General features: G+C 72.2%; 21 protein-coding genes. 2 read left to right on the forward strand and 19 right to left on the reverse strand.

Going from position 1 to position 26,356, the window contains the following annotated elements; genetic code table 11:
• Window positions 1-33: 33 nt before the first annotated feature.
• A complete protein-coding gene (locus ACGF13_RS05755; protein WP_392870060.1) occupies window positions 34-891 on the reverse strand; it encodes an ABC transporter permease in 858 nt (285 codons plus the stop codon).
• A gap of 47 nt (window positions 892-938) precedes the next feature.
• The gene (locus ACGF13_RS05760; RefSeq protein WP_392869299.1) at window positions 939-3,716 is read right to left on the reverse strand and encodes an alpha/beta fold hydrolase; all 2,778 of its coding nucleotides are present in this window, start codon (window positions 3,714-3,716) and stop codon (window positions 939-941) included.
• Between the two features lie 97 nt (window positions 3,717-3,813).
• Here ACGF13_RS05760 and ACGF13_RS05765 point away from each other — a divergent pair, with 97 nt between their 5' ends.
• The gene (locus ACGF13_RS05765) at window positions 3,814-4,833 is read left to right on the forward strand and encodes a mechanosensitive ion channel family protein (RefSeq protein ID WP_392869301.1); all 1,020 of its coding nucleotides are present in this window, start codon (window positions 3,814-3,816) and stop codon (window positions 4,831-4,833) included.
• Window positions 4,834-4,946: 113 nt separating this feature from the next.
• Here ACGF13_RS05765 and ACGF13_RS05770 read toward each other — a convergent pair whose 3' ends face one another.
• From ACGF13_RS05770 to ACGF13_RS05785, 4 genes are all read right to left on the reverse strand, one after another.
• The gene (locus ACGF13_RS05770) at window positions 4,947-5,411 is read right to left on the reverse strand and encodes a GNAT family N-acetyltransferase (protein WP_392869303.1); all 465 of its coding nucleotides are present in this window, start codon (window positions 5,409-5,411) and stop codon (window positions 4,947-4,949) included.
• Between the two features lies 1 nt (window position 5,412).
• Window positions 5,413-6,351 (reverse strand): RluA family pseudouridine synthase, encoded by a 939-nt coding sequence (locus ACGF13_RS05775; RefSeq protein ID WP_392869305.1) that lies wholly within the window; start codon window positions 6,349-6,351, stop codon window positions 5,413-5,415.
• Between the two features lie 64 nt (window positions 6,352-6,415).
• Window positions 6,416-6,991 (reverse strand): signal peptidase II, encoded by a 576-nt coding sequence (lspA, locus tag ACGF13_RS05780; protein WP_392869307.1) that lies wholly within the window; start codon window positions 6,989-6,991, stop codon window positions 6,416-6,418.
• 241 nt (window positions 6,992-7,232) lie between these two features.
• Window positions 7,233-7,697 (reverse strand): TraR/DksA family transcriptional regulator, encoded by a 465-nt coding sequence (locus tag ACGF13_RS05785; protein WP_392869309.1) that lies wholly within the window; start codon window positions 7,695-7,697, stop codon window positions 7,233-7,235.
• A 685-nt stretch (window positions 7,698-8,382) separates the two neighbouring features.
• Here ACGF13_RS05785 and ileS point away from each other — a divergent pair.
• On the forward strand, window positions 8,383-11,511 hold the full coding sequence (ileS, locus tag ACGF13_RS05790) for an isoleucine--tRNA ligase (protein WP_392869311.1): 3,129 nt from the start codon (window positions 8,383-8,385) through the stop codon (window positions 11,509-11,511).
• A 210-nt stretch (window positions 11,512-11,721) separates the two neighbouring features.
• Here ileS and ACGF13_RS05795 read toward each other — a convergent pair whose 3' ends face one another.
• The 13 genes from ACGF13_RS05795 to ACGF13_RS05855 form a co-directional block, all read right to left on the reverse strand.
• Window positions 11,722-13,080 (reverse strand): DivIVA domain-containing protein, encoded by a 1,359-nt coding sequence (locus ACGF13_RS05795; protein ID WP_392869313.1) that lies wholly within the window; start codon window positions 13,078-13,080, stop codon window positions 11,722-11,724.
• 59 nt (window positions 13,081-13,139) lie between these two features.
• Window positions 13,140-13,421: a YggT family protein gene (locus ACGF13_RS05800; RefSeq protein WP_030060143.1), complete on the reverse strand. Its 282-nt coding sequence runs from the start codon at window positions 13,419-13,421 to the stop codon at window positions 13,140-13,142.
• Between the two features lie 99 nt (window positions 13,422-13,520).
• Window positions 13,521-14,138 carry a cell division protein SepF gene (locus tag ACGF13_RS05805; RefSeq protein ID WP_224276937.1) on the reverse strand — a complete coding sequence of 206 codons (618 nt, stop codon included), beginning with the start codon at window positions 14,136-14,138 and terminating at the stop codon, window positions 13,521-13,523.
• 310 nt (window positions 14,139-14,448) lie between these two features.
• Window positions 14,449-15,237, reverse strand: coding sequence for a YggS family pyridoxal phosphate-dependent enzyme (locus ACGF13_RS05810; protein WP_392869315.1), 789 nt, complete (start codon window positions 15,235-15,237; stop codon window positions 14,449-14,451).
• Window positions 15,237-15,968 carry a peptidoglycan editing factor PgeF gene (gene pgeF, locus ACGF13_RS05815; protein ID WP_392869317.1) on the reverse strand — a complete coding sequence of 244 codons (732 nt, stop codon included), beginning with the start codon at window positions 15,966-15,968 and terminating at the stop codon, window positions 15,237-15,239. The genes ACGF13_RS05810 and pgeF overlap by 1 nt, the downstream gene beginning before the upstream one ends.
• Window positions 15,965-17,197 (reverse strand): cell division protein FtsZ, encoded by a 1,233-nt coding sequence (gene ftsZ / locus ACGF13_RS05820; protein WP_392869319.1) that lies wholly within the window; start codon window positions 17,195-17,197, stop codon window positions 15,965-15,967. The genes pgeF and ftsZ overlap by 4 nt, the downstream gene beginning before the upstream one ends.
• A gap of 364 nt (window positions 17,198-17,561) precedes the next feature.
• On the reverse strand, window positions 17,562-18,338 hold the full coding sequence (locus ACGF13_RS05825) for a cell division protein FtsQ/DivIB (RefSeq protein WP_392869321.1): 777 nt from the start codon (window positions 18,336-18,338) through the stop codon (window positions 17,562-17,564).
• Window positions 18,331-19,437 (reverse strand): undecaprenyldiphospho-muramoylpentapeptide beta-N-acetylglucosaminyltransferase, encoded by a 1,107-nt coding sequence (gene murG / locus ACGF13_RS05830; RefSeq protein WP_392869323.1) that lies wholly within the window; start codon window positions 19,435-19,437, stop codon window positions 18,331-18,333. The genes ACGF13_RS05825 and murG overlap by 8 nt, the downstream gene beginning before the upstream one ends.
• 6 nt (window positions 19,438-19,443) lie before the next feature.
• On the reverse strand, window positions 19,444-20,757 hold the full coding sequence (gene ftsW, locus ACGF13_RS05835) for a putative lipid II flippase FtsW (protein WP_392869325.1): 1,314 nt from the start codon (window positions 20,755-20,757) through the stop codon (window positions 19,444-19,446).
• Between the two features lie 103 nt (window positions 20,758-20,860).
• A complete protein-coding gene (gene murD / locus ACGF13_RS05840; RefSeq protein WP_392869327.1) occupies window positions 20,861-22,294 on the reverse strand; it encodes a UDP-N-acetylmuramoyl-L-alanine--D-glutamate ligase in 1,434 nt (477 codons plus the stop codon).
• A complete protein-coding gene (gene mraY / locus ACGF13_RS05845) occupies window positions 22,291-23,352 on the reverse strand; it encodes a phospho-N-acetylmuramoyl-pentapeptide-transferase (RefSeq protein ID WP_355249882.1) in 1,062 nt (353 codons plus the stop codon). The genes murD and mraY overlap by 4 nt, the downstream gene beginning before the upstream one ends.
• Window positions 23,352-24,755, reverse strand: coding sequence for a UDP-N-acetylmuramoyl-tripeptide--D-alanyl-D-alanine ligase (murF, locus tag ACGF13_RS05850; RefSeq protein WP_392869329.1), 1,404 nt, complete (start codon window positions 24,753-24,755; stop codon window positions 23,352-23,354). The genes mraY and murF overlap by 1 nt, the downstream gene beginning before the upstream one ends.
• The gene (locus ACGF13_RS05855; protein ID WP_392869331.1) at window positions 24,752-26,317 is read right to left on the reverse strand and encodes a UDP-N-acetylmuramoyl-L-alanyl-D-glutamate--2,6-diaminopimelate ligase; all 1,566 of its coding nucleotides are present in this window, start codon (window positions 26,315-26,317) and stop codon (window positions 24,752-24,754) included. The genes murF and ACGF13_RS05855 overlap by 4 nt, the downstream gene beginning before the upstream one ends.
• Window positions 26,318-26,356: the final 39 nt, after the last annotated feature.

Genomic DNA, 26,356 nt, shown 5'->3' on the forward strand with positions numbered 1-26,356 from the left:
CGAACGCACGTCCGGCCGGGGCCCGGCGGTCGTTCAGGACACCACGTCCTTGCGCGCGAAGCCGCGGAACGCCAGCGCCAGCAGCACCACCGCGTACGAGAGCGACAGCGAGACGCCCTGCACCATGCCGCCCCACTCCAGCTGCGGCTGCAGGGCGTCCGCCCAGGAGTACTGCCAGTGCGCCGGCAGCCACTCCCGCAGGTCGCCCAGCGCGGTGACGGCGTCCAGCACCCCGGTGATGATCGAGGCGAACACGGCGCCGCCGACCGCGCCCAGCGGCGCGTCCGTCGCGGTGGAGAGCCAGAACGCGAGCGCGGCGATCACGATCTCGCCGAGGAACACGAAGGCCACCGCGATGGCGATCCGGGGCAGCGCCTGTCCGGCCGGCAGGCTGACCCCGGCGGGCAGCTTGAGGTCTCCCCAGCCGTACGCCGCCGTGCCGACGACCAGTCCGATCGCGGGCAGCATCGCCACCGCCACCGCCGAGAACGCCAGCCCGACCGCGAACTTGCGGGCCAGCAGCCGGGCCCGGGGCACCGGCGCGGCCAGCAGGTAGCGCAGCGAGGACCAGCTGGCCTCGGAGGCGACGGTGTCCCCGCAGAACAGCGCGACCGGGATCACCAGCATGAAGCCGGTGCCCACGAACAGCATGGTGACCGCGAAGTTGGCCCCCGAGGCGGTGGCCAGCTCGATGAAGGTGGTGCGGCCCGGACGGCCGGGGGTGCCGCCGATCTGGAACGCGGCCAGGATGACGAACGGCATGGCGGCCAGCACCCCGCCGATCACCATGGTGCGGCGCCGGCGCAGTTGCCGCATCGCCTCCACCCGCAGCGGCAGTGTCCGGCTCGCCCGGTACCCCTCGGCGTGGTCCGTCGACCCTGCGTGGTTCATCGATCCGGCACGGTCCTTCGACTCGGCGCGGTCCTCGGGAACGACGCTCACGCTCCACCTCCGATCAACGACAGGAACGCGTCCTCCAGCCGCCGCTGCGGCCCGGCGCTCTCCACCGGCACCTCCAGCCGCACCAGTTCGGCCAGCAGCGCACTGGCCGCCAGTCCGTCCAGGCGCACCAGCAGTCCGCCCTCGACGGCCTCCACCGAGCCGACCCCGGCCAGCGCGCCCACCTTCTCGACCACCGGCACCGGGTCGTACGGCCCGGCGATGCCGATCATCAGCAGCTCGCCGGCGCCCACGATATCCGCGACCGGGCCGGCCGTGACCAGCTGCCCGCGGTCCATCACCACCAGGTCCGTACAACTCTGCTCGACCTCGGACAGCAGGTGGCTGGAGACGATCACGGTCCGCCCGCCGGCCGCGTACCGGATCATCACCTCGCGCATCTCGCGGATCTGCGGCGGGTCCAGCCCGTTGGTCGGCTCGTCCAGGATCAGCAGGTCCGGCATCCCGAGCATCGCCTGGGCGATCGCCAGCCGCTGCCGCATGCCCTGTGAGTACGTGCGCACCGCGCGGTCCAGCGCCTCGCCGAGCCCGGCGATGGCCAGCGCCTCGTCGAAGCGCGCGTCGGCCTCCGGCCGTCCGGTCGCCTGCCAGTAGAGCCGCAGGTTGGCCCGCCCGGTGAGGTGCGGCAGGAAGCCCGCGCCCTCCACGAACGCCCCGACCCGCGACAGCACCGGCGCGCCGGGCCGCACCAGGTGCCCGAAGATCCGGATCTCCCCGGCGTCCGGCCGGATCAGCCCCATCAGCATCCGCAGCGTGGTGGTCTTGCCCGCGCCGTTCGGCCCGAGCAGCCCGAGCACCTGCCCCTGCTCCACCCGGAAGCTCAACTCCCTTACGGCGTAACGGTCCTGGGCGCCCTTGTAGCGCTTGCTCAGCCCGTTGATCCACAGTGGCACCGCGGCCAGCTCCGGGTCGAGGGCGGGGCCGGTGGCGGTCCGCCGGCGCCGCAGCCGCGGCGCCAGTACCAGGGCCGCGGCCACCAGCACGGCGATCACCGGCAGCACCCACGTGCGCGAGGGCAGCGGCGCCGCCCCGGTGACGAGCTCCTCGACGGTCGGCGCGGTGAGCGCCCCGGCCGGCGCCACCCGGTAGGTGGCCGGCTCGACCGGCGAGGCGTACGCGAGGTCGGTGCTCGCCAGCACCAGCCGCACCCGGTGCCCGGCCGGGAAGGTGTGGTCCACGGTCGGCAGCGCCACCGTGACGGTCTGTCCGGCGTCCGCGCCGGTGACCCGCAGCGGGGCGGCGAGCTGCTGCGGCAGCACCGCCTTGCCGTCCGACCCGACGTCGTACAGCTTCGCGAACAGCACGGCGTCCGGCCGGTCCGCCGTCACCCGCACCGGGACGGTCGGCTGCCCGGTCAGGTGCAGCGGCGAGTCCAGCGGCGCCGAGTCGAAGGCGGCGTTCTGCCCGGGGAAGTCCAGTGAGAGCCCGGCGCCCAGCGAGGCCGCCTGGCTGAGTGCGCCGACGCCCGGCAGCGTCGAGATCCCGGGCGGCGCGCCGCCGGGCGGGTTGGCGAGGGTCCGCTCGCCGCCCGTCAGCTCGACGGTCCGCGAGCCGGTGCCGCCGAGCCCCGGGTACCGGTCGGCGGTGGCCCCGCGCAGCACGGCCTGGAAGCCGGTCGAGTCGACCCCGCCGGTGCGGGTGACCCGGAACGCGGCGCCGGTGTCGTTCCCCCGCTCCTTCAGATAGTGGTCGAACCAGGCCGTCACCCGGTCGTCGACCCTTGCGCTGGTGTCCGTCCCTCCGTCGTGGCCGCCGGCGAACCAGTCGACCGCCACCGGCGCGCCGTTGGCGGCCACCGCCCGGGCGATGCGGTCCCCCTGGTCCAGCGGGAACAGCGAGTCCTGCTGCCCCTGCACCACCAGCGTGGGCGCCTTGAGCTGCGCCGCCACCGAGGACGGGCTGGAACGCTCCAGCAGCGCGACGGCCTCCGGATCGGCGTGCCCGGCGGTGGCGACCCGGTCGTACATCCGGCAGAGCGACTCCAGGAACCGCCCGCAGCCGACCGGCCCGTCCGTCTTCGGCTCCGCCCCGCCGCTCTCCCGCGGCGCCTCGCCGGAGGGCCCGAGGTCCCCGGCCGCGCCGGTGGTGAAGAAGATCCCGGCCCACAGCTTCTTGAACACGCCGTCCGCCGCGCCCGAGCCCTGCACGCCCTGCGGGAACAGCGCGTCGGCCAGGTTCCACCAGGTGATCTGGGTGGCCACCGCGTCGATCCGGTGGTCGTACGCGGAGGCCAGCAGCGACACCGCCCCGCCGTACGAGGCGCCGGTGATGCCGACCTTCGGATCGCCGGGCGCGTCCAGCCGCACCTCGGGCCGCTGAGCCAGCCAGTCCACCAGGTGCCTGACGTCCTCGACCTCGCGGTCCGGCGCGTTCAGCCCGATCCGGCCGCCCGAGTGCCCGAAGCCGCGCGCCGACCAGGTCAGCACCGCGTACCCCTGCCGCGCCAGCTGCTCGGCGCGCTCGCGCTGGCCCTCCTTGGAGCCACCGAAGCCGTGCGCCAGCAGCACCGCCGGGCGCGGTCCGCCGCCCTCGGTGGTGAAGAACGAGGTGTCCAGCTGGACCTGCTCGGCGCTGCCGGGGGTCTCCGGCATGCCGAGGAAACGGTCCTCCCGATGAACCGCCTGCTCACCGCCGGACGCCACCGTCGCGGTACCCGCCGCGGCCACCGCCACCAGGGCCACCGCCCCGGCGAGCAGCCTGCGTCTGACCGCTGTTCCCCGGGCGCGCCAGCGACGCCATGCCCCACCGAACTCCATGGGCGCTGATCGTATCGGCCATCCGGGTAGGCGTCCGATAAGGCCACCACACCATTTCGCCCGTTTCACCCCGCTGTGCCCGAGTATCGTACGGCCCATGCCCTGGCTGCTGATCTCGCTCCTCGCCACCGTCGCCGCCACCCTGGCGGTCGGCTGGATCGTCGACCAGGCCCTCCAGCGGACCGCCGCCCGCCACCCCTCGGCCCCGGTCTGGCCACTGCTCCGCAGATGCCGGATCCCGCTCCAACTCACCGTGGCGTCAGCCCTGTTGCTCGCCAACAAACCACTCCAGCGGATCCTCCGCACGGCGGGCGACGACGGCGCGCACCACCTGCTCCTGCTGCTCCTGATCGCCTCGCTGGGCTGGCTCACCGTCCGCGTGGTGGCCGCCGCCCTGGAGGCCCTGCTCAGCCGCTACGAGACCCGCGTCGACGACCCGGCCCGGATCCAGCGGGTGCACACCCAGATCAGCATGCTGCGCCGCGTGGTCAGCGCGCTGATCGTCGTGGTCACGGTGGCCGTGATGCTGCTGACCTTCTCCGCCATGCGCACCGTCGGCGCCAGCCTGCTCGCCTCGGCCGGCCTCATCGGCATCGTGGCCGGCATCGCCGCCCAGAGCACCCTGGGCAACTTCTTCGCCGGCCTCCAGATCGCCTTCAGCGACACCGTCCGGATCGGCGACACCGTGGTGGTGGACGGCCAGCAGGGCACCGTCGAGGAGATCACCCTCACCTACCTGGTGGTCCGGCTCTGGGACTACCGCCGACTGGTCGTCCCGGTCTCGTACTTCGTCAACAAGCCCTTCGAGAACTGGACCCGCCGCGACCCCGGCCTACTGGCCGCCGTCCTGCTCCACCTCGACCACACCACCCCGGTGGACGAGCTGCGCACCACCCTGCGCGCCCGCCTCGACCGGCACCCGCTCTGGGACGGCGCCGAGTGGGCCCTCCAGGTCACCGACACCACGCCCAGCACCATCGTCGTCCGCGCCACCATGACCGCCCGCACCCCCGACGACGCCGCCCAGCTCCGCTTCGACATCCGCGAACAGCTCATCGCCCACCTGCGCGACGAACACCCCCACACCCTCCCCCGCCTGCGCACCACCGACTCCTGACCCGAAAGACAGAGCTCCCCGCGCCCCGTCAGGGGCGCGGGGAGCTGCGCGCAGCGGAAGGCGACCACCGGAAACCCACCCCCGGAGGTCCAGCCCCACCCGCCTCGATCGCCTCAGAGCACCCGCGTCATCGTCCGGTGCGCGATCCCCGCGTCGTCGTACACCGGCCCCTGCGCCACGTACCCCAGCCGCTCGTAGAACCCGAGCGCCTGCACCTGGGCGTGCAGCTCGACCTCCGCACCCCCGTGCTCGGCCCCCGCCGCCTCGACCGCCCGGACGAGCTCCGCGCCCAGCCCCGTCCCCCGGGCCGCCGCGACGACCGCGAGCCGCCCCAGCAGCACCCGCCCGTCGACACCGCCCGTCAGCTTCCGCGCCGGCTCGCCGTGGATCAGCCGCGCCGTCCCCAGCGCGGCCCCGTCGGCCCCGACGGCCAGCAGGTGCACCGAGGTCGCGTCGTACTCGTCGTACTCCAGCTCCTCCGGCACGTTCTGCTCGACGACGAAGACCTCGTGCCGGACGGCGCGCACCAGCTCCAGGTCCGCTTCCCCCACGGCGACCCGGATCGCGGCGACCGTCACCTCAGCTCTCCGCCGTGATGATGTCCAGCGCCTTCCGCAGGTCCTCCGGGTACTCGCTGGAGAACTCGACCCACTGCCCGTCCGACGGGTGCTCGAAGCCGAGCGACACCGCGTGCAGCCACTGCCGGGTCAGCCCGAGCCGCTTGGCCAGCGTCGGGTCGGCGCCGTACGTCAGGTCGCCCACGCAGGGGTGGCGCAGCGCGGACATGTGGACGCGGATCTGGTGGGTGCGTCCGGTCTCCAGCTTGATCGCCAGCAGCGACGCGGCCCGGTACGCCTCGATCAGGTCGTAGTGGGTGACGGACGGCTTGCCGTCCTGGGTGACGGCCCACTTCCAGTCCGAGCTGGGGTGCCGCCCGATCGGCGCGTCCACCGTCCCGCTCATCGGGTCCGGGTGGCCCTGCACCAGCGTGTGGTAGCGCTTCTCGGTGATCCGGTCGTGGAACTGCCGCTTGAGGTCGGTGTAGGCGCGCTCGGACTTGGCGACCACCATCAGCCCCGAGGTACCGACGTCCAGCCGGTGCACGATGCCCTGGCGCTCGGCGGCGCCCGAGGTGGAGATCCGGTACCCGGCCGCGGCCAGTCCGCCGATCACGGTGGGGCCGGTCCAGCCCGGGCTGGGGTGCGCGGCGACGCCGACCGGCTTGTCCACCAGCACGATGTCCTCGTCGTCGTGGACGATCCGCATGCCCTCGACGTGCTCGGCGACGACCTGCACGGGGGCGGCCGGGGCGGGGATCTCGACCTCCAGCCAGGAACCCGCGGTGACCCGGTCCGACTTGCCGGCCACGGCGCCGTCGAGCGTGACCTTGCCGTCGGCGGCCAGCTCGGCGGCCTTGGTCCGGGAGAAGCCGAACATCCGGGCCAGGGCGGCGTCGAGGCGCTCGCCCTCCAGGCCGTCGGGTACGGGGAGGCTTCGGTTCTGCGCTGCGGTACTCACCCGTACGAGTATGCCGGAAACGCGGCCCGCCCCCGCCCGCCGGTGGCCCGGCCCACTTCTAGGCCTACTTCTCGGCCTGCTCCGTCTTCTCGGCCTTCTCGGTCGGCTGGTGGACGGTCCCGTCCGGGTTGCTGCCCCGGAAGGAGAGCAGGACCACCAGGATCCCGCCGCAGACGATCGCCGAGTCCGCGAGGTTGAAGACCGCGAAGTGCTGGACCGAGATGAAGTCCACCACGTGCCCGCGGAACACGCCGGGCGCGCGGAACAGCCGGTCGGTGAGGTTGCCGAGCGCCCCGCCGAGCAGCAGCCCGAGCGCGATCGCCCAGGGCAGGCTGTACAGCCGGCGGGCGATCCGCCAGATCACCACGATGACGGCGGAGGCGATCATCGTGAAGACGACGGTCAGCGCCTGCCCCATCCCGAAGGCCGCGCCCGAGTTGCGGATCACCTGGAAGGTGACGACGTCCCCGATCACCTTGATCGCCGCGTGGTTCTCCAGCCGGGCGACGACCAGCAGCTTGCTGCCGAGGTCGATCAGGAAGGCGAGTACGGCGACGACCAGCAGCACGCCGACCCGGCGCGGCCCCTTGGGCTTCTCGGCCGTGGCGGCGTCCGCGGACGCCCCGGTCGGCTCGGCCACGGGCACCTCCACGGCATCGGCGGGGGACGGGACGGCGTCGTCCCGGGTCTGGGGGGAACCTTGCGTACTGATGATCCGCTCCGCTGCCGATGGAGCTCCCCCGGTCCGCTGGAGGGGGAGGGTGGTGGGCCCGTGACGGCCTGCCCGCGTTCACGAACGCGTCAGGCGGCGTTATTCAGGCGACGTTACGGGGTCGAGCGTACGGCAAGCCCGACCCCCCGCGTCGCTCCGGTCGCCCGGTTCAGCGGCGTTCCTGCTTGGCCTTGCACTGCACGCAGAGCGTCGCCCTGGGGAAGGCCTGCATCCGGGCCTTGCCGATGGCCTGGCCGCAGGACTCGCAGGTGCCGAAGCCGACGCCCTCCAGCCGCTCCAGCGCGCGCTCGGTCTGGGCCAGGCTGTCCCGCGCGTTGTTGGCGAGCGCCAGCTCGCTCTCCCGCGAGATGTTCTTCGTACCGGCGTCCACCTGGTCGTCGCCGGCCCCGTCGTTGGAGTCGCGCATCAGGCCGGAGATGGCCGTCTCGGCGGCGTCGATCTCGCTCCGGAGCCGGTCCAGCTCGCTGATCAGCTCGTCGTGCAGCTCGTGGACCTCCTCGGTGGTCCACGGGTCCTCGCCGGGCCGGACCGGCAGCGTGGCCGGGTCCACCGACTCGGCGCCGCGCGACGCGGTGACGGTGTCGGTGCTGCTCTTCGGTGCGGTAGTGGTCACGGTCCCCTCCCCTGGGTCGACCGCCACGGCCTTGCGTGCCCGCTTGGTGGCGGTACCCGCGCCGGTTCCCTTCTCAGCCATGGCTTTCGACCCCATCTACGAACGAATCGAGCCGCCGGTTCCCGGCGGCTCCCAGTGCCGGAACGATAATCCCGATCAAAACCGGTCACAACATGACATACCGGCGCCTCATAACGTTCCCACCCAGGCAGCCGCCCCAATCGTCACGCCCCGTGTGCTCAGAGATTTGTGCCCAGATCGACTCCGGCTAACCTCCGTCGCCGCACGCCCTCGCAGTGCTTCGGGAGTGCCCCGGAAGTGCTCCCCGAGCGCCCCGGGGAGCGCTCCCACCCGCCCGCCGGAAACGGTTTGGACAAACCGACTCACCCGGCCGATACACTGGCCGTGCAAGGCGCAGATGGGACGAGTACCGACGTACGCAGCCACCAGCGACCCGGGGACGGTGTGAGCCCGGGGGTGTGCACGACGGGAAGATCACCCCGGAGCCGCCGGAAGAACGGCCGCCGCGATCACCGCGGTGGCCCACTAGACCCGGCAGCAAGCCCAAACAAGAGGGCCGCGAACGCATCACCGCGGCCAAGGAGGGTGGTACCGCGGGGCGGCAGGTCCGTCTCGTCCCTCCGGAGGATCCAGTCCCAGCATCCGCCGGAGGTAGACGCCCGCGATGAGCTCCTACAACCCCGTTCCCGCGCAGGTGGATCTGCCTGCCCTGGAGCACCAGATCCTGTCCTTCTGGCAGGACAACAAGATCTTCCAGCGCAGCCTGGAGCAGTCCGAGGGCCGCCCCGAGTGGGTGTTCTACGAGGGCCCGCCCACCGCCAACGGCATGCCCGGCGCCCACCACATCGAGGCCCGCGTCTTCAAGGACGTCTTCCCGCGCTACCGGACCATGAAGGGCTACCACGTCGCCCGCAAGGCCGGCTGGGACTGCCACGGCCTGCCGGTCGAGCTCGCCGTCGAGAAGGAGCTGGGCTTCTCCGGCAAGCAGGACATCGAGGCGTACGGCATCGCCGAGTTCAACGCCAGGTGCCGCGAGTCGGTGACCCGCCACACCGACGCCTTCACCGAGCTGACCACCCGCATGGGGTACTGGGTCGACCTCGACGAGGCCTACCGGACGATGGACCCGTCGTACGTCCAGTCCGTCTGGTGGTCGCTCAAGCAGATCTTCGACAAGGGCCTGCTGGTCCAGGACCACCGGGTCGCCCCCTGGTGCCCGCGCTGCGGCACCGGCCTCTCGGACCACGAGCTGGCCCAGGGCTACGAGACCGTGGTCGACCCCTCGGTCTTCGTCCGCTTCCCGCTGACCAGCGGCCCGCTGGCCGGCCAGGCCGCCCTGCTGGTCTGGACCACCACCCCGTGGACCCTGGTCTCCAACACCGCCGCCGCCGTCCACCCTGAGGTCACCTACGTGGTGGCCACCGACGGTACCGAGAAGCTCGTCGTCGCCGAGCCGCTGGTCGCCAAGGCGCTCGGCGAGGGCTGGGAGACCACCGGCGAGTCCTTCACCGGCGCGGAGATGGAGCGCTGGAACTACCGCCGCCCCTTCGACCTGGTCGAGATCGAGAACGCCCACTACGTCCTCACCGCCGACTACGTCACCACCGAGGACGGCACCGGCATCGTCCACCAGTCCCCCGCCTTCGGCGCGGACGACCTCGCGACCTGCCGCCGCTACGGCCTGCCGGTGGTCAACCCGGTGCTCGGCGACGGCACCTTCGCCCCCGAGGTCCCGCTGGTCGGCGGCCAGTTCTTCAAGAAGGCCGACGAGGCCCTGGTCGCGGACCTCAAGGAGCGCGGCCTGCTCTTCCGCCACCTGCCGTACGAGCACAGCTACCCGCACTGCTGGCGCTGCCACACCGCGCTGCTCTACTACGCGCAGCCGTCCTGGTACATCCGGACCACCGCCGTCAAGGACGCGATGATCCGCGAGAACGAGGCCACCAACTGGTTCCCGGAGACGGTCAAGCACGGCCGCTTCGGCGACTGGCTGAACAACAACATCGACTGGGCGCTCAGCCGCAACCGCTACTGGGGCACCCCGCTGCCGATCTGGCGCTGCGAGGAGGGCCACCTCACCTGCGTCGGCTCGCTGGCCGAGCTGTCCGAGCTCACCGGCACCGACCAGAGCGGCCTCGACCCGCACCGCCCGTACATCGACGCGGTGACCTTCGCCTGCCGCGACTGCGGCGGCACCGCCACCCGCGTGCCCGAGGTCATCGACGCCTGGTACGACTCGGGTTCGATGCCCTTCGCCCAGTACGGCTACCCGTACCAGAACAAGGAGCTGTTCGAGAAGCGCTACCCGGCGCAGTTCATCTCCGAGGCGATCGACCAGACCCGCGGCTGGTTCTACACGCTGATGGCCGTCGGCACCCTGGTGTTCGACAAGAGCAGCTACGAGAACGTCGTCTGCCTGGGCCACATCCTGGCCGAGGACGGCCGCAAGATGTCCAAGCACCTGGGCAACATCCTCCAGCCGATCCCGCTGATGGACCAGCACGGCGCCGACGCCGTCCGCTGGTTCATGGCAGCCGGCGGCTCGCCCTGGTCGGCCCGCCGGGTCGGCCACGGCACCATCCAGGAGGTGGTCCGCAAGACCCTCCTCACCTACTGGAACACCGTCGCCTTCCAGGCCCTGTACGCCCGCACCGCGAACTGGGCGCCCTCGGCGAACGACCCGGCCCCGGCCGACCGTCCGCAGCTGGACCGCTGGGTGCTCTCCGAGCTGAACACCCTGGTCCGCGAGGTCGACGCCGCCTTCGAGGCGTACGACACCCAGCGCGCCGGCAAGCTGCTCTCCGGCTTCGTCGACGACCTGTCCAACTGGTACGTCCGCCGCGGCCGCCGCCGCTTCTGGCAGGGCGACGCCGCCGCGCTCGCCACCCTGCACGAGGCCCTGGAGACGGTCACCCGCCTGATGGCCCCGCTCACCCCGTTCATCACCGAGCGGGTCTGGCAGGACCTGATCGCCCCGGTCGCCCCGGACGCCCCGGCCTCGGTGCACCTGGCGAGCTGGCCGACCGCCGACGAGTCGCTGATCGACACCGAGCTCTCCCGGCACATGGCGCTGGTCCGCCGCCTGGTCGAGCTGGGCCGGGCCACCCGCGCCGAGTCCGGCGTGAAGACCCGCCAGCCGCTCTCCCGCGCGCTGGTCGCCGCCCAGGGCTGGGAGGAGCTGCCCGCCGACCTGCGCGCGCAGATCGCCGAGGAGCTCAACGTCTCCACCCTGGAGTCGCTGGCCGAGGTCGGCGGCTCCCTGGTCGACACCAGCGCCAAGGCCAACTTCCGCGCGCTGGGCAAGCGCTTCGGCAAGGGCGTCCAGGACGTCGCCAAGGCGGTCGCCGCCACCGACGCCGCCCGCCTGGCCGCCGAACTGCGTGCCGGCGGCGAGACCTCGGTCGAGCTGGACGGCGAGACGGTCACCCTCTCCCCGGACGAGGTGATCATCACCGAGACCCCGCGCGAGGGCTGGGCCGTCGCCAACGAGTCCGGCGCCACCGTCGCGCTCGACCTGGCCATCACCCCGGAGCTCAAGCGCCTCGGCATCGCCCGCGACGCCATCCGCCAGATCCAGGAGGCCCGCAAGAACTCCGGCCTGGACGTCGCCGACCGGATCGTCCTGCGCTGGCGCGCCACCTCGGAGGAGACCGCCGAGGCCGTCGCCGAGCACGGCCCCCTCGTCGCCGAGGAGGTCCTGGCCACGGACTTCGCCGCCGGTGCGGCCGACTGGGAGTCCGAGACCTTCACCGACGAGTCCCTCGGCCTGGCCTTCCAGCTTCGCAAGGCCTGACGCCCCACCACGAAGCCGCCGTCACCCCCGGGGTGACGGCGGCTTCGCCGTACCCACCCACACCCCACGCCCCCAACTCCCGCACGCCCCCTCCGAGTTCCCCACGCCCGCGCCCCGTACCCACGAGCACGCCCCCACGCACGCCAAAGGGCGCCCCCTCCCCGACCGTGGGTCGGAAAGGGGGCGCCCTCAGAAGGCCCTGCTACAACCTCAGTTGTCGCCGTCCTCGTCGATCAGGAAGCCCCGCATCGGCGCCGGAGCCTGCTGCATCGGCTGCGGCGGCTGCGGACGGACGGCCGCCATCGGCTGGGTCATCCCGGCCGGCTGCATCTGCGGAGCACCGCTGTTGCCACCGGTCGACTGCCCGCCGAAGCTCGGCGCGGAGGAGCCGCCACCGAAGGAGCTGTTCCCACCGAAGGACGGCGAGCTGCCCCCGAAGGACGGCTGGTTGCCACCGAAGCTCGGCGCGCCACTGCCCATCGCACCGGCACCGGCCGGAGCCATCGACGAGGCCGCCGGCGGCAGCGACGCGGTGGCGGGGATCCGCGGCGGAGCGAGCGAGTCGTCGGCCTGCGACTCCAGCTGACGCAGCTGGGTCTCCAGGTACGACTTCAGACGCGTGCGGTACTCACGCTCGAACGCCCGCAGGTCCTCGACCTTGCGCTCCAGCGTGGCCCGCGCCGACTCCAGCGAACCCATCGCGACGCGGTGCTTCTCCTGCGCGTCCCGCTCCAGCGCGTCGGCCTTGGCACGGGCGTCGCGCTCCAGGCCCTCGGCCCGGCTGCGCGCCTCGCCGACGATCTTGTTGGCCTCGGAACGGGCCTCCGAGATCGCCTGGTCGGCGGTCTGCTGAGCGAGCGCCAGCACGCGGGCGGCGCTGTCGCCACCGGGGCCCTGCTGCTGCATCGGGGCGCCCATCGGGCCGCCCATCTGCTGCGGGCCGCCCATGGGGCCACCCATCGGCTGCATCTGCTGCTGGCCCATGCCCTGGCCCATGCCCTGGCCCATCGGGTTGCCCATCTGCTGCGGGCCACCGGGGCCGCCCATGGGCTGGAGCATCTGACCGCCCATCGGCTGGACCAACTGCTGCTGGCCACCCATGGTCTGGTTCATCTGCTGCTGCGGGCCGCCGGCAGCGGGAAGCTGCGGGGCGGAGCCGGCGGGCAGGCCGAGGGGCTGGTTGCCCATCTGCTGCTGGGGGCCGCCGGGGCCCATCTGCTGCGGACCACCCGGACCCATCTGCTGCGGACCACCGGGGCCCATCTGCTGGGGGCCGCCCGGACCCTGCTGGCCGGGGACCGGCGGGCCGGATATGGCGGCGGGCACCGGAGCGCCACCCTGTCGGGGGGCCTCCTGCTGCGGTTCCTTGCGCAGGTTGGCCTGGTTCTGCGCGGCGGCACGAGTCGCGGCGGCCAGCTTGGCGCGCAGGTCCTCGTTCTCCCGGAGGAGGCGGGTCAGCTCCGCCTCGACCTCGTCGAGGAAGGCATCGACCTCGTCCTCGTCATAGCCTTCACGCAGGCGGACGGTCGTGAACTGCTTGTTCCGAACGTCCTCGGGGGTCAATGGCATCTCTTCACCTCAACGTGATCGTCGGCACACCGGCATCCTGTCGCATCGCTCACCTACGACTAGGGGTGCACAAGCGAGATCAGGACATACACAATGATCATCAGTACGAAGAAGGACAGGTCGAGCGCCACGCCCCCGAAACGCAACGGCGGAATGAGCCGCCGAAGAAGCTTGAGCGGCGGATCCGTGACAGTGTACGTGGCCTCCAGGACCAGGACCATGGCCTTGCCGGGCCGCCACGAACGCGCGAACTGGAAGACCCAGTCCATGACCAGTCGTACGAGCAGGAACACCAGGAAGACGGTCAGGGCGTAGTAGAGCACCGCCCACACGATGTCCATCGCGTTTCCCTCTCCCCGGTCCCGATCCCTCGGGCCTGCCGCTCGTCACCTGTCGCTAACCCACTGTTGATCAGATCCACACGTAAAGTCGTGGCCGGGTCAGCTCTGGTTGAAGAACCCACCCTCGGCGATCCGAGCCTTGTCCTCCGCCGTGACATCGACGTTAGCAGGCGACAGCAGGAACACCTTCTGTGTCACGCGCTCGATACTGCCGTGCAGACCGAAGACGAGTCCAGCGGCGAAGTCTACGAGTCGCTTCGCGTCGGTGTCGTCCATCTCGGTCAGATTCATGATCACGGGAGTCCCGCCACGGAACTGTTCCCCGATGGTACGGGCCTCGTTGTAGGTTCGGGGGTGCAGCGTGGTGATGCGGTAGGGCTCTCGTTCGTTCACGACCTTGGGCATGATCACCGGTGCGCTCTTCTCCAGGTTGTGGCGGCGTTCGGGTGTGATGGACGACACGGGGGCCATCCTCGGAGTCTCCTGCCGGATCGGCACCGCCGCGGGCACCGGCTGCGGGGTGATCGAGGAGACCGGGGCGGGCGCGGCGGCCGCGGGGGCCGGAGCCGGCCGGGGGATGTCCTCGGTCCGCTGGCCCGTCCGGATCGGTTCGGGATCCGCGTCGTAGTCGTCGTCGGGGTCGTACCCCTGGCCGTCGTACGTCTCGTCCTCCACGAGGCCGAGGTAGACCGCCATCTTGCGCATTGCGCCGGCCATGCTCCTGTCTCCTCCGCTCATAGCCGCCTCGCTGACGCTCGGCGGCAGCTTCGCGACGCGCGCACCTTCTGACGGTCGCCCGCTTCGCTCGCTCCGTGCGGACCGGCGCTCCGTCCCGGCAGCCCGGGCTCGTATGACGGCCCCGCCTGCGGATTCCGCGGTCCCTCCACGACGGCGTGTCAGCCCGACGGCCGGTCAGATGCGTGGAGCGGGGGCCGCGGAGCTGCGATCCACGGTTCGCTAGCACTCCGAAGAGCTGCTAGATTCTGTCCTATTTTGTCCTGCTGTCTGATCTACTTACCCGGTGACGTTACCTGAGGGGTGACCTCACTCCGAGTACCGCCGTTCCGACGCGCACATGTGTCGCTCCGGCCGCGATCGCCTGCTCAAGGTCGCCGCTCATCCCTGCGGAGACCATGGTGGCAGCCGGATGGTCCGCCCGTACGGCGGTTGCGATTTCCGCCAGTCGATCGAAGGCGCGGGCCGGATCTCCGGCCAACGGGCCGGCCAGCGGAGCGACGGTCATCACACCGTCCAGTCGCAGCCCGGGCGTGTCGGCGATGGCGTCGGCCAGTCGCGCGACGTCCTCCGGCGCGACCCCGGCCCGGTGCTCGCCCTCCCCGTGCGCCTTGTCCAGCGCCACCTGCACCAGGCAACCCAGCTCCGGGCGCTCCGACTTGAGCACCGCCGCGGAGAGCGACTCGACCAGCCGGAGCCGGTCCACCGAGTGCACGTGGTTCGCGTACCGGACGACCGAGCGGACCTTGTTGGTCTGCAGCTGGCCGACGAAGTGCCAGTCAAGAGGAAGGTTTCTGCACTGCTCCGCCTTGGGAGCGGCGTCCTGGTCGCGGTTCTCGGCGACGTCCGTCACACCGAGTCCGGCCAGCAGCGCGGTGTCCTCGGCGGGGTAGGTCTTGGTGACGACGACCAGGGTGACCTCGTCCCGGGCGCGCCCGGCGGCCGCGCACGCGTCCGCGATCCGGCGCTCGACCACCTCGAGGTTGGTGCCGAGTTCCTCGTACCGGGCCCGCTGGCCCTCCGTCAGCGCCGCCACGAACTCGGTGCTTCCCGGGAACGGTCCGTAGATGTCGTTCGTCATCAGTGATCAGAGCCCAACCAGACGTAGCTCGCGAGCCGGCCGGTGCGCTGCTCGCGGCGATAGGAGTAGTGATCGGCGGATTCGAGGGTGCAGACCGGTGACCGCACCAGCTCGTTGACCCCCGCCGCGGCCAGCTGGGCCGCGACTCCCTCCGGAACGTCCAGGGCCGGAGTCCCCCAGGAGGTCTCCGCGAAGGCCTCCGGCACCACCGCCGCGACCTCGTCGCGCAGCCCGGCCGGCACCTCGTAGCAGCGGCCGCAGACCGCGGGTCCGGTGGCGGCGGTGATCCGCGAGGGCTCCGCGCCCAGTTCGACCATCGCCCGGACGGCCGCGGGCACCACCCCGGCCGCCAGCCCGGGCCGGCCCGCGTGGGCCGCGCCCACCACGCCCGCCACCGGATCGGCCAGCAGCACCGGGGTGCAGTCGGCGGTCAGCACCGCCAGCGCGAGCGGCCGGTCGGAGACCACCGCGTCCACCGTCGGGGCCTGCCCGAGCTGCTGGCGCTCGGTCACCACGGCGACCTCGGCGCCGTGCACCTGGTTCATCCACACCACGTCGGCCGGGTCGAGCCCCAGCCGCCGGGCGGCCAGCGCCCGGTTCTCCCGCACGGCCCGCGGGTCGTCCCCCACGGCGCCGCCGAGGTTGAGCTCCCCGTACGGCGAAGTGCTCACCCCGCCCCACCGGGAGGTGAAGGCGAAGTGAGCACCCGCGCGGATCGCGTGATCGATCACTTAAGGAAGTCCGGGACGTCGAGCTCCTCGGCCGGGCTCTCCACGAACGGCTGCCGGGCCGGCTGCACCTGCGGCGGCACCGGGGCGGCGGCGGTCGCGGTGACCTGGGTCTCGGCGGTCCGGCTCGACCCGGAGGTCGAGGACTCGCCCTCCGAACGGGACGTCACCGAGCCGATGCTCCCGTACGGGCGGCCGGCCGGGCGCTCCGGGGCGGCCGGCGGAGTGGCCGGGCGCTCCGGGGTGGTGGACTTGACCACGGGGTCGCGGACGATCGCCGGCGGCTGCCCGCCGTCGAAGCCGGCCGCGATGACGGTGACCCGGACCTCGTCGCCGAGCGCGTCGTCGATGACCGCACCGAAGATGATGTTCGCCTCGGGGTGGGCCGCCTCGCTGACCAGCTGGGCCGACTCGTTGATCTCGAACAGACCGAGGTCGGAGCCGCCCGAGATGGACAGCAGCACGCCACGGGCGCCGTCGATCGAGGCCTCCAGCAGCGGCGAGGAGATCGCCATCACGGCGGCGGCCTTGGCGCGGTCCTCGCCGCGGGCCGAGCCGATGCCCATGAGCGCCGAACCGGCTTCCGACATGACGGACTTGACGTCGGCGAAGTCGAGGTTGATGAGACCCGGGGTGGTGATCAGGTCGGTGATGCCCTGGACACCGGAGAGCAGGACCTGGTCGGCCGAGCGGAAAGCGTCGAGCACGCTGACCTGGCGGTCCGAAATGGACAGCAGCCGGTCGTTGGGGATCACGATGAGGGTGTCGACCTCTTCGCGCAGGGCGGCGATGCCGTCCTCGGCCTGGTTGGCCCGGCGGCGGCCCTCGAAGGTGAACGGGCGGGTGACCACGCCGATGGTCAGGGCGCCCAGCGAGCGCGCGATGTTGGCGACGACGGGAGCGCCGCCCGTGCCCGTGCCACCGCCCTCACCGGCGGTCACGAAGACCATGTCGGCCCCCTTGAGGACCTCCTCGATCTCCTCGCGGTGGTCCTCGGCGGCCTTGCGGCCGACCTCGGGGTTGGCGCCGGCGCCGAGGCCCCGGGTGAGTTCACGGCCCACATCGAGCTTGACGTCGGCGTCGCTCATCAGGAGGGCCTGCGCATCGGTGTTGATCGCGATGAACTCGACGCCCTTGAGACCGACCTCGATCATCCGGTTGATGGCGTTGACACCACCGCCGCCGATTCCGACGACCTTGATGACTGCGAGGTAGTTCTGCGGTGCTGCCACGTCGAAGGCCTCTCGCCTCGAATTTCCGGGTCGGCCCGACCCGGGGCGGGGCCGTACCGACGGATGTCGATGGGTAGGGAGCCTGGTTTCTGACTGAATGTCCGAAATGCCGACCGCCGACCCCAACCCTAAACTTGACCTTTAGGGTTAGTTCTGTGTCTCCGTCACATCACCAGGAAACACAGTCTGGTGACACAGGACACTAGGTGGCTCCAGGCACGTGTTTCAACGAACACGCCGAGCTTCCCTTTTTCTTTTGAGCCTATGTGATCATCGGCCGGCTTAGGAAACCGGGGGTGACCACCAAGAGTCGGGCCGACACTTCGAGGCGTCAACCCCACCCTCAGGCAGAGAACCTACCGGATCATCCCGACACCGCCGGCGCCTCCGGCGCCGTCACGTCGAAGTTCGTGCCCTTCTGTTTCATCAGGGCGACCAGGACCCGGGCCTTGCGGTCGATCTGCTCCGGACTCCCCCAGCGCACCGTCGCACCCCCGCTGAGCTGCAACTCGATGTCGTCGTACGAGTGCACCAGCACCGATCCCGCCCGCTTGGCGACCTCCGGCGGCAGCCCGGCGGCCACCGCCACCGCGCCCTGCACCAACTGCGAACGGGAGATCACCCCGTCCGCGTCGTTCGCCTGCTGACTGAGCCGCAGCTCGACCACGGGAAGGCCCTCCGGCGGGGCCGGTTCGGTGGCGAAGCTCACGCCCCCGGCATCCACCTGGGTGAACTGGCCGTCATCCCCCTTGACCGCGGCCACCGCCTTGCGTTCGACGACCTTCACCCGCAGGGTGTGCGGCCAGCCCCGCCACACCTCGGCCGTGGCCACCCGGGGGATCGTCTCCACCCGGTGGCGGACGTCGTCCAGGTCCACGCGCGCCAGCGGGCCGTCGCCGAGCCCGCCGATCGTCGCGCGGACCTGGTCCGCCGTCAGCTTGTCGTCGCTCGTCCCCTGGACGGCGACGTCGCGCACGTCCAGGACCGAGGAGAAGAACACCAGCCAGGCCAGCACGCCGAACACCGCGGCGCCGAGCGCGCCCAGCACCACGATGCCCCGCCGGGAGAGCCGGAGGCGGGGAGCGGACTCCTCCTCCTCCAGCTCCTCCTCCAACGGGTCGGCGAGCCGGCCGTCAGCCACGGCGGCGGCCGCCGCGGTGGGCCTGGATCGCCTCGTAGACCATGCCGACCAGCAGGTCGTCGGCGTCCCGGCGACCGAACTCGGCGGCCGCCCGGCTCATGTCCCACAGCCGCTGCGGGTCGGTGAGCACCGGCAGCACGTTCTGCAACACCCAGTCCGGGGTCAGCTCGGCGTCGTCCACCAGCAGACCGCCGCCGGCCTTGACCATCGGCTGGGCGTTCAGCCGCTGCTCGCCGTTGCCGATCGGCAGCGGGACGAAGGCGGCGGGCAGGCCGACGGCCGCCAGCTCGGCCACCGTCATGGCACCGGCCCGGCAGAGCATCATGTCGGCGGCCGCGTAGGCCAGGTCCATCCGGTCCAGGTACGGAACCGGGCGGTACGGCGGCATCCCGGGGACGTCCGCCACCTGCGGCAGCTCGTTCTTCGGGCCGACCGCGTGCAGGATCTGCACGCCGTACTGCTGGAGCCGCGGGGCGATCGCGGTGATCGTCTCGTTGAGCCGGCGCGCGCCCTGGGAGCCGCCGGAGACCAGCAGGGTGGGCAGCCGCTGGTCGAGGCCGAAGTACTGGCGGGCCTCGGGGCGGGCGGCGCCGCGGTCCAGGGTGGCGATGGTCCGGCGCAGCGGGATGCCGATGTACCGGGAGTCGCGCAGCTTGCTGTCCGGCGTGGAGACCGCCACGAAGTCGCTGTAGCGGGCGCCGATCTTGTTGGCCAGGCCCGGACGGGCGTTCGCCTCGTGCACCACGATCGGCACGCCGGCCCGCTTGGCGGCCAGGTAGGCGGGCATCGCGACGTAGCCGCCGAAGCCGACCACGGCGTCCGCGTTGACCCGCTCGATGATCTCCTGGGCGGCCCGGACGGTGCCGCGCAGCCGGCCGGGGACGGTGATCAGCTCCGGGGTGGGCTTGCGGGGCAGCGGGACGGCCGGGATGAGCTCCAGCTGGTAGCCGCGCTCGGGTACCAGCCGGGTCTCCAGTCCGCGCTCGGTGCCCAGGGCGGTGATCCCGACGGACGGGTCGTGCCTGCGGAGGGCATCCGCGAGGGCCATGGCCGGCTCGATGTGACCGGCGGTCCCCCCGCCGGCGAGTACGACATGCACCGAAATTCACCGCTCCCTGCGTGCCGGCCCCGGGGCCGGGCGCGCTGTGGTTCGTCGTCGTGGCAGCACCCGGGCCAGTTGTCTCCTGATCCGGGAGTTCTTGGTCCGGGCGGCCAGGGCCGCCTTCGCGCCGGAGGAACTGCGCGCCAGGCACAGCAGCACTCCGATCGCGGACATGGCCGACAGCATGGCGGAACCGCCGTAGGAGAACAGCGGGAGCGGGACGCCCGCGATGGGCAGCAGTCCCAGTGCCGACCCCAGGTTGATCATGGCCTGCGCCATGATCCAGGTGGTGGCGGCTCCCGCGGCGTACCTGACGAAGGGGTCCTTCGTGCCGATGGCCACACGGATACCCGCGTAGCCTAGTGCCGCGAAGAGGCCGAGGACCGACAGCGTCCCCACCAGACCGAGTTCCTCGCCGGTCGCGGCGAAGATGAAGTCGGTGTGCGCCTCGGGCAGCTGGCCCCATTTCTCCACGCCGGCGCCGAGGCCGGTGCCGAAGCCGCCGCCGTTGGCGAACGCGAAGGCGCCGTGCAGGGCCTGGAAGCAGGCGCCCTCCGGGTCGATCTTGGTGACGCCGATGCAGCTCAGCCGCTCCGCCCGGTGCGGCACGGTGACCACCAGGGCGGTGCAGACCACCACCGCCACCCCGAGGGTGGCCACGAACAGCCGCAGCGGCGCGCCGACCATCCAGAGCAGCGCGAACACCATGGCCACCAGGATCATCGAGGTGCCCATGTCGCCGCCGAACATGATCAGCGCGAGCAGCAGCAGGGCTCCCGGCACCAGCGGCACCAGCAGGTGCTTCCAGGAGGTGAGGGTGCCGGCCTTCTGCTTGCGGGCGAGCAGGTCGGCGCCCCAGAGCACCAGCGCGAGCTTGGCGAACTCCGAGGGCTGGAACTGGAAGAAGCCGAAGTCCAGCCAGTTCTGGTTGCCGTTGATCCGCACCCCGATGCCGGGGATGGCGACCAGGGTGAGGGCGCCGATCACCCCGATCATCACCGGGTAGACGATCACCCGCAGCACCGCCAACGGGACGGAGGCGAAGCCGATCAGCAGGACCAGGCCGAGGATGGCCGCGATCAGCTGCTTGAGGAAGTAGTACTGCGCCGTGTGGTGCTGGTTCAGGGCGAGGATCTGCGAGGCCGAGAAGACCATCATCAGGCCGAGCACGACCAGCAGCAGGGTGCTGCCGACGATCAGCAGGTACGGGGTGAGCGGCCGGTCCAGCCAGTACCGCACCCGGGCCCGGAGGGCCTGGACGCGGGCCAGTGGACCGGCCGACTTGTACTTGGTCGTGGTGGCGGAGATCACTCTCATCGGCTCGGCGGCATCCCGCTTCACGACGCCGGAATCCGCTCTGCCCTGCCCCGCCACCGCTCCCCGCTCACTCTCTTCCGTCCGACGCTCCGCGCCGACCCGCCTACTCGCCCGCCAGCTCCCGGACGGCCGCCGCGAAGAGGTCGCCGCGCTCGCCGTAGTTGGTGAACATGTCCATCGAGGCGCAGGCCGGTGCCAGCAGCACCGTGTCACCCGATCGGGCGAGCGACGCGGCCGTTCGAACGACCTCGGCCATCGCCACCGCGCCAGTCTGGCCCTCGGCCGCCTCGATCACCGGCACATCCGGAGCGTGTCGCTCCAGTGCCTCGCGGATCACCGCCCGGTCCTGCCCGATCAGCACCACCGCGCGCAGCCGCTCGGCCGCGCCCTGCACCAGGTCGTCGAAGGTCGCGCCCTTGGCCAGGCCCCCGGCGATCCAGACGATCGGCCGGTAGGCGGCCAGCGAGGCGGCCGCCGCGTGGGTGTTGGTGGCCTTGGAGTCGTCGATGTACGTGACCTCGCGGACCGTACCGACCTCGGCGATCCGGTGGGCGTCCGGACGGAAGGCCCGCAGGCCCTCCCGGACGGCCTTCGGCTCGACGCCGTACGCCCGGGCCAGCGCCGCCGCGGCGAGCGCGTTGGCGATGTTGTGGGGCGCCGGCGGGTGCACGTCGGCGACGGCGCCCAGCTCGGCCGCGTTCTTGGCCCGGTCCTCGACGAAGGCGCGGTCCACCAGCAGCCCGTCCACCACGCCGAAGTTCGACGGGCCGGGCGCGCCGAGGCCGAAGCCGATCGCCCGGCAGCCCTCCTCGACGTCGGCCTCGCGGACCAGCGCCTCGGTGGCCGGGTCGGCCAGGTTGTACACGCAGGCGACCACGTTGCCCTCGTAGATCCGGCCCTTGTCGGCGGCGTACGCCTCCATCGAGCCGTGCCAGTCGAGGTGGTCGGGCGCCAGGTTGAGCACCGCCGCCGAGTACGGGCGCAGCGAGGGCGCCCAGTGCAGCTGGTAGCTGGAGAGCTCGACGGCGAGCACGTCGTAGGGCTCCTCGGCGAGCACCGCGTCCAGCACCGAGACCCCGACGTTGCCGACCGCGGCGGTGCGCTTGCCGGCGGCGGTGAGGATCGAGGCGAGCATCTGGACGGTGGTGGTCTTGCCGTTGGTGCCGGTGACGGCCAGCCAGGGGGCTGGCTCGCCGGTGCCGGGCAGCGGTTTGCGCAGCCGCCAGGCCAGCTCGACGTCGCCCCAGACCGGCACCCCGGCCGCCTCGGCGGCGGCGAACAGCGGGCTGTCCGGCGCCCAGCCGGGCGAGGTGACGATCAGCTCGGTGCCCTCGGGCAGGCTCGCGCCGTCGCCGAGCCGCACGGTGACGCCCAGCGCCTCCAGCTCGGCGGCCCGGGCGGCCAGGCCGGGCCCGCTGCCGCCGTCCACCACGGTGACCCGGGAGCCGAGGCCGTGCAGGACGCGCGCAGCACTGATGCCCGAGACGCCGAGCCCGGCCACGACGACCGGCAGGCCCTGGAAGTCGGGGTTGGTCATCCGGTCACCCATCCCGCGTAGAACAGGCCGAGGCCGACCGCGACGCACAGGCCCTGGATGATCCAGAACCGGACGACGATCAGGACCTCGGTCCAGCCCTTGAGTTCGAAGTGGTGCTGCAGTGGCGCCATCTTGAAGACGCGCTTGCCGGTCATCCGGAAGGAGCCGACCTGGATGATCACCGAGAGGGTGATGATCACGTAGAGGCCGCCGAGCAGGGCGAGCAGCAGCTCGGTGCGGGAGCAGATCGCCAGACCGGCCAGGGCGCCGCCGAGGGCGAGCGAGCCGGTGTCACCCATGAAGATCTTGGCGGGCGAGGTGTTCCACCACAGGAAGCCGAAGCAGGAGCCCATCAGGGCGGAGGCCACGACGGCGAGGTCCAGCGGGTCGCGGATGTCGTAGCAGTTGGCGGTCGCGGTGATGGCGTAGGCGCAGCTCTGGGTGTGCTCCCAGATGCCGATGAAGGTGTAGGCGCCGAAGACCATCACCGAGGCACCGGTGGCGAGGCCGTCCAGACCGTCCGTCAGGTTCACGCCGTTCGACATCGCGGCGATCATGAAGTACGCGAAGATGACGAACAGGACGGGGCCGATCGCCCACTTGAAGTCCCGGACGAAGGACAGGCTCTGGGACGCCGGGTTGAGCCCGCGGTCGTCCGGGAACTGCATCGCCAGCACGGCGAACCCGAGGCCGACGATCGACTGGCCGGCCAGCTTCGCCTTGGCCCGCAGGCCCAGCGAGCGGCGCTTGACCACCTTGATGTAGTCGTCCAGGAAGCCGACCAGGCCGAGGCCCGCGGTCAGGAAGAGCACCAGCAGCCCGGAGGCGGTCGGGCTCTCGCCCGTTATCGCCTTCGTGGCGAAGTACGCGATCAGGGTCGCCAGGATGAAGGCGATGCCGCCCATGGTGGGCGTGCCCTTCTTGCTGTGGTGCGCCTTGGGGCCGTCGTCACGGATGTACTGGCCGTAGCCGTGCTTCGCGAGCAGCTTGATCAGGGCCGGGGTGCCGAGCAGCGACAGGATGAGACCGATCATCCCGGAGAAAAGGATCTGCTTCATTATTCGGCCACACCGTCCGCCAGGAGGGCCTCGGCCACCTTCTCCAGCCCCACCGAACGGGAAGCCTTCACCAGGACCACATCCCCCGGCCGAAGCTGACTGCGCAGCAGCTCGACCGCCGCGTCCGCGTCGGACACCAGCACCGACTCCTCACCCCACGAACCTTCGTTCCTCGCGCCGAGTTCCATGCAGGCCGCCTCGCGTCCGCCGACCGCCACCAGCTTGGTGACGTCCAGCCGGACGGCGAGCCGCCCGATGGCGTCGTGCTCGGCCAGGCTCTCCTCGCCGAGCTCCCGCATCTCGCCGAGCACCGCCCAGGTGCGGCGGCGCTCCGGGCCCCGGCCCCCCATCGAGACGAGCGCCCGCAGCGCGGCCCGCATCGAGTCGGGGTTCGCGTTGTAGGCGTCGTTCACGATGGTGACACCATCGGCCCGGTCGACGACCTCCATGCGCCAGCGGGACAGCGCACCCGCTTCGCCCAGGGCTGCCGCGGTGTCGTCGACGGACATCCCGAGCTCCACCGCCACCGCGGCGGCGGCGAGGGCGTTCGAGACGTGGTGCTCACCGTACAGGCGCAGCTGCACGGGCGCGGAACCGGCCGGGGTGGTGAGCGTGAACGATGGCCGCCCGGTGGCGTCCAGGCGAACGTCGGTGGCCCGTACGTGGGCGTCCGGGGATTCCCCGAACAGGACCACCTTCGCCCTGGTACGGGAGGCCATCGCGCGCACCAGCCGGTCGTCCGCGTTGAGGATCGCGGCGCCGTCGGCGGGCAGCGACTCGACCAGTTCGCCCTTCGCCTCGGCGATCGCCTCCTGGGAGCCGAACTCGCCGACGTGGGCGGTGCCGACGTTGAGGACCAGGCCGATCCGGGGCGGGGTGATCGAGGTGAGGTACTCGATGTCGCCCTTGTGCCGGGCGCCCATCTCCATGACCAGGTGCCGGGTGCCGGCCTCGACCCGCAGCGCGGTCATCGGGTGGCCGATCTCGTTGTTGAGCGAGCCGGGCGGGAAGACGGTCTGGCCGCGGCGCTGGAGCAGCTGGGCGATCAGGTCCTTGGTGCTGGTCTTGCCGGCCGAGCCGGTCAGCGCGACCACGGCGGTGCCCTCGGCGCGGGCGACCACGGTGCGGGCCAGCCTGCCGAGCGCCTCCACCACACTGTCCACCAGGACGGCGGGCACGCCGACCGGGCGGGAGGCCAGCACCGCGACGGCGCCGTCCTCGACCGCCTTGGCCGCGTAGTCGTGGCCGTCCACGTGCTCGCCGACGAAGGCCGCGAACAGGCCGCCCGGGCCCACCTTCCGCGAGTCGACCTCGACCGGGCCGGTGACCAGGGCGTCCGGGTCGGCGCCGTCCAGCGTGCCTCCGACGGCGGCGGCCACCTCGGCGAGGGTCAGTGCGATCACTGCTGCTCTACTCCTCGGTCGCCCCGTGCGGCCGTGGTCCGCACGATGGATTCGCGCAGCACCTCCCGGTCGTCGAAGGGGCGGATCTCGTCTCGTACGTACTGGCCGAGCTCGTGGCCCTTGCCGGCCACCAGCACGGTGTCCCCCGCCTGGGCGCGGGCGACGGCGAGCCCGATCGCCTCGGCCCGGTCGGGGACGACCAGGACGGCGCCGCGCTCGGCCTCGGGCACCGTGGCGGCGCCGGTCAGCATGCTGGCGAGGATCGCCAGCGGGTCCTCGCTACGCGGGTTGTCGCTGGTCAGCAGGGCGGTGTCGGCGAGACGGGCGGCGATGGCGCCCATCGGGCCGCGCTTGTGCGGGTCGCGGTCGCCGCCGCAGCCGACCACGACGTGCAGCCGGCCCTCGGTGACCTCGCGCAGCGAGGCGAGGACGGCCTTGAGGGCGTCCGGCTTGTGCGCGTAGTCGACGACGGCGACGAACGGCTGTCCGGCGTCCACCCGCTCCAGCCGGCCCGGGACGCCGGGGACGGCGGCGACGCCGGCCACGGCCCGGTCCAGCGGCAGCCCGGCGGCGACCAGCGTGGTGATCGCGGCGAGCGCGTTGGCGACGTTGAACGGGCCGGGCAGCGGGACGGAGGCCTCGGCCTCGGCGCCGTCCGGGCCCAGCACCCGGAAGGTGGAGCCGACCGGCCCCAGCCGGACGTCCACGGCCCGCCAGTCGGCCTCGGCGGCGCCGGTGGCCGAGAAGGTGGTCACCGGGATCTTGGCCTCGGCGGCGAGCCGGCGGCCGTACTCGTCGTCGAGGTTGACCACGCCGTGGCGGGACTTGCCGGGCTGGAAGAGCCGGGCCTTCGCCTGGAAGTAGTCCTCCATGTCCGGGTGGAAGTCGAGGTGCTCGGGGGTCAGGTTGTTGAACAGCGCGACGTCGTACGCCACCCCGTCGGTGCGGCCGAAGACCAGGGCGTGGCTGGAGACCTCCATGGTCACCGCGTCGGCGCCGCGCTCGGCCATCACGCCGAGGATCGCGTGCAGGTCGGTGGCCTCGGGGGTGGTGCGCTCGCTCTTGATCCGCTCCTCGCCGACCCGCATCTCGACGGTGCCGATGACGCCCGGGCTGCGCCCGGCGCCGCGCAGACCGCCCTCGACCAGGTAGGAGGTGGTGGTCTTGCCGTTGGTGCCGGTCAGCCCGATCATCAGCAGCCGCCGGGAGGGGCGGCCGTAGACGATCGCGGCCAGCTCGCCCATGACGGCCCGCGGCCGGTCGACGACCAGCAGCGGCAGGCCGGTGGCGGCCGCGATCTCGGCGCCGGCCGGGTCGGTGAGCACCGCCACCGCGCCGGCCTGGGCGGCCTTGGCGGCGAAGGCCGCGCCGTGGTGGTTGGCGCCCGGGAAGGCCACGTACACGTCGCCCGGCCGGACCGCGCGGGAGTCGTGGGTGACGCCGCTGACGGCGCCGCCCTCGACGGGCGCGAGGCCCAGTTCGGCGGCCAGCTCGGCGAGCGGAAGGGCGGTGGTCCCGGTCGGGCGGGGCGGACTCACGGTGGTTTGATCGGGTTTCGGCACGGCGGGAAGGCTATCCGCCGAAGGGTGTCCAGGGCCAAA

It is taken from the genome of Kitasatospora sp. NPDC048286, from assembly GCF_043201735.1.
In the GTDB taxonomy this organism is placed as follows: domain Bacteria; phylum Actinomycetota; class Actinomycetes; order Streptomycetales; family Streptomycetaceae; genus Kitasatospora.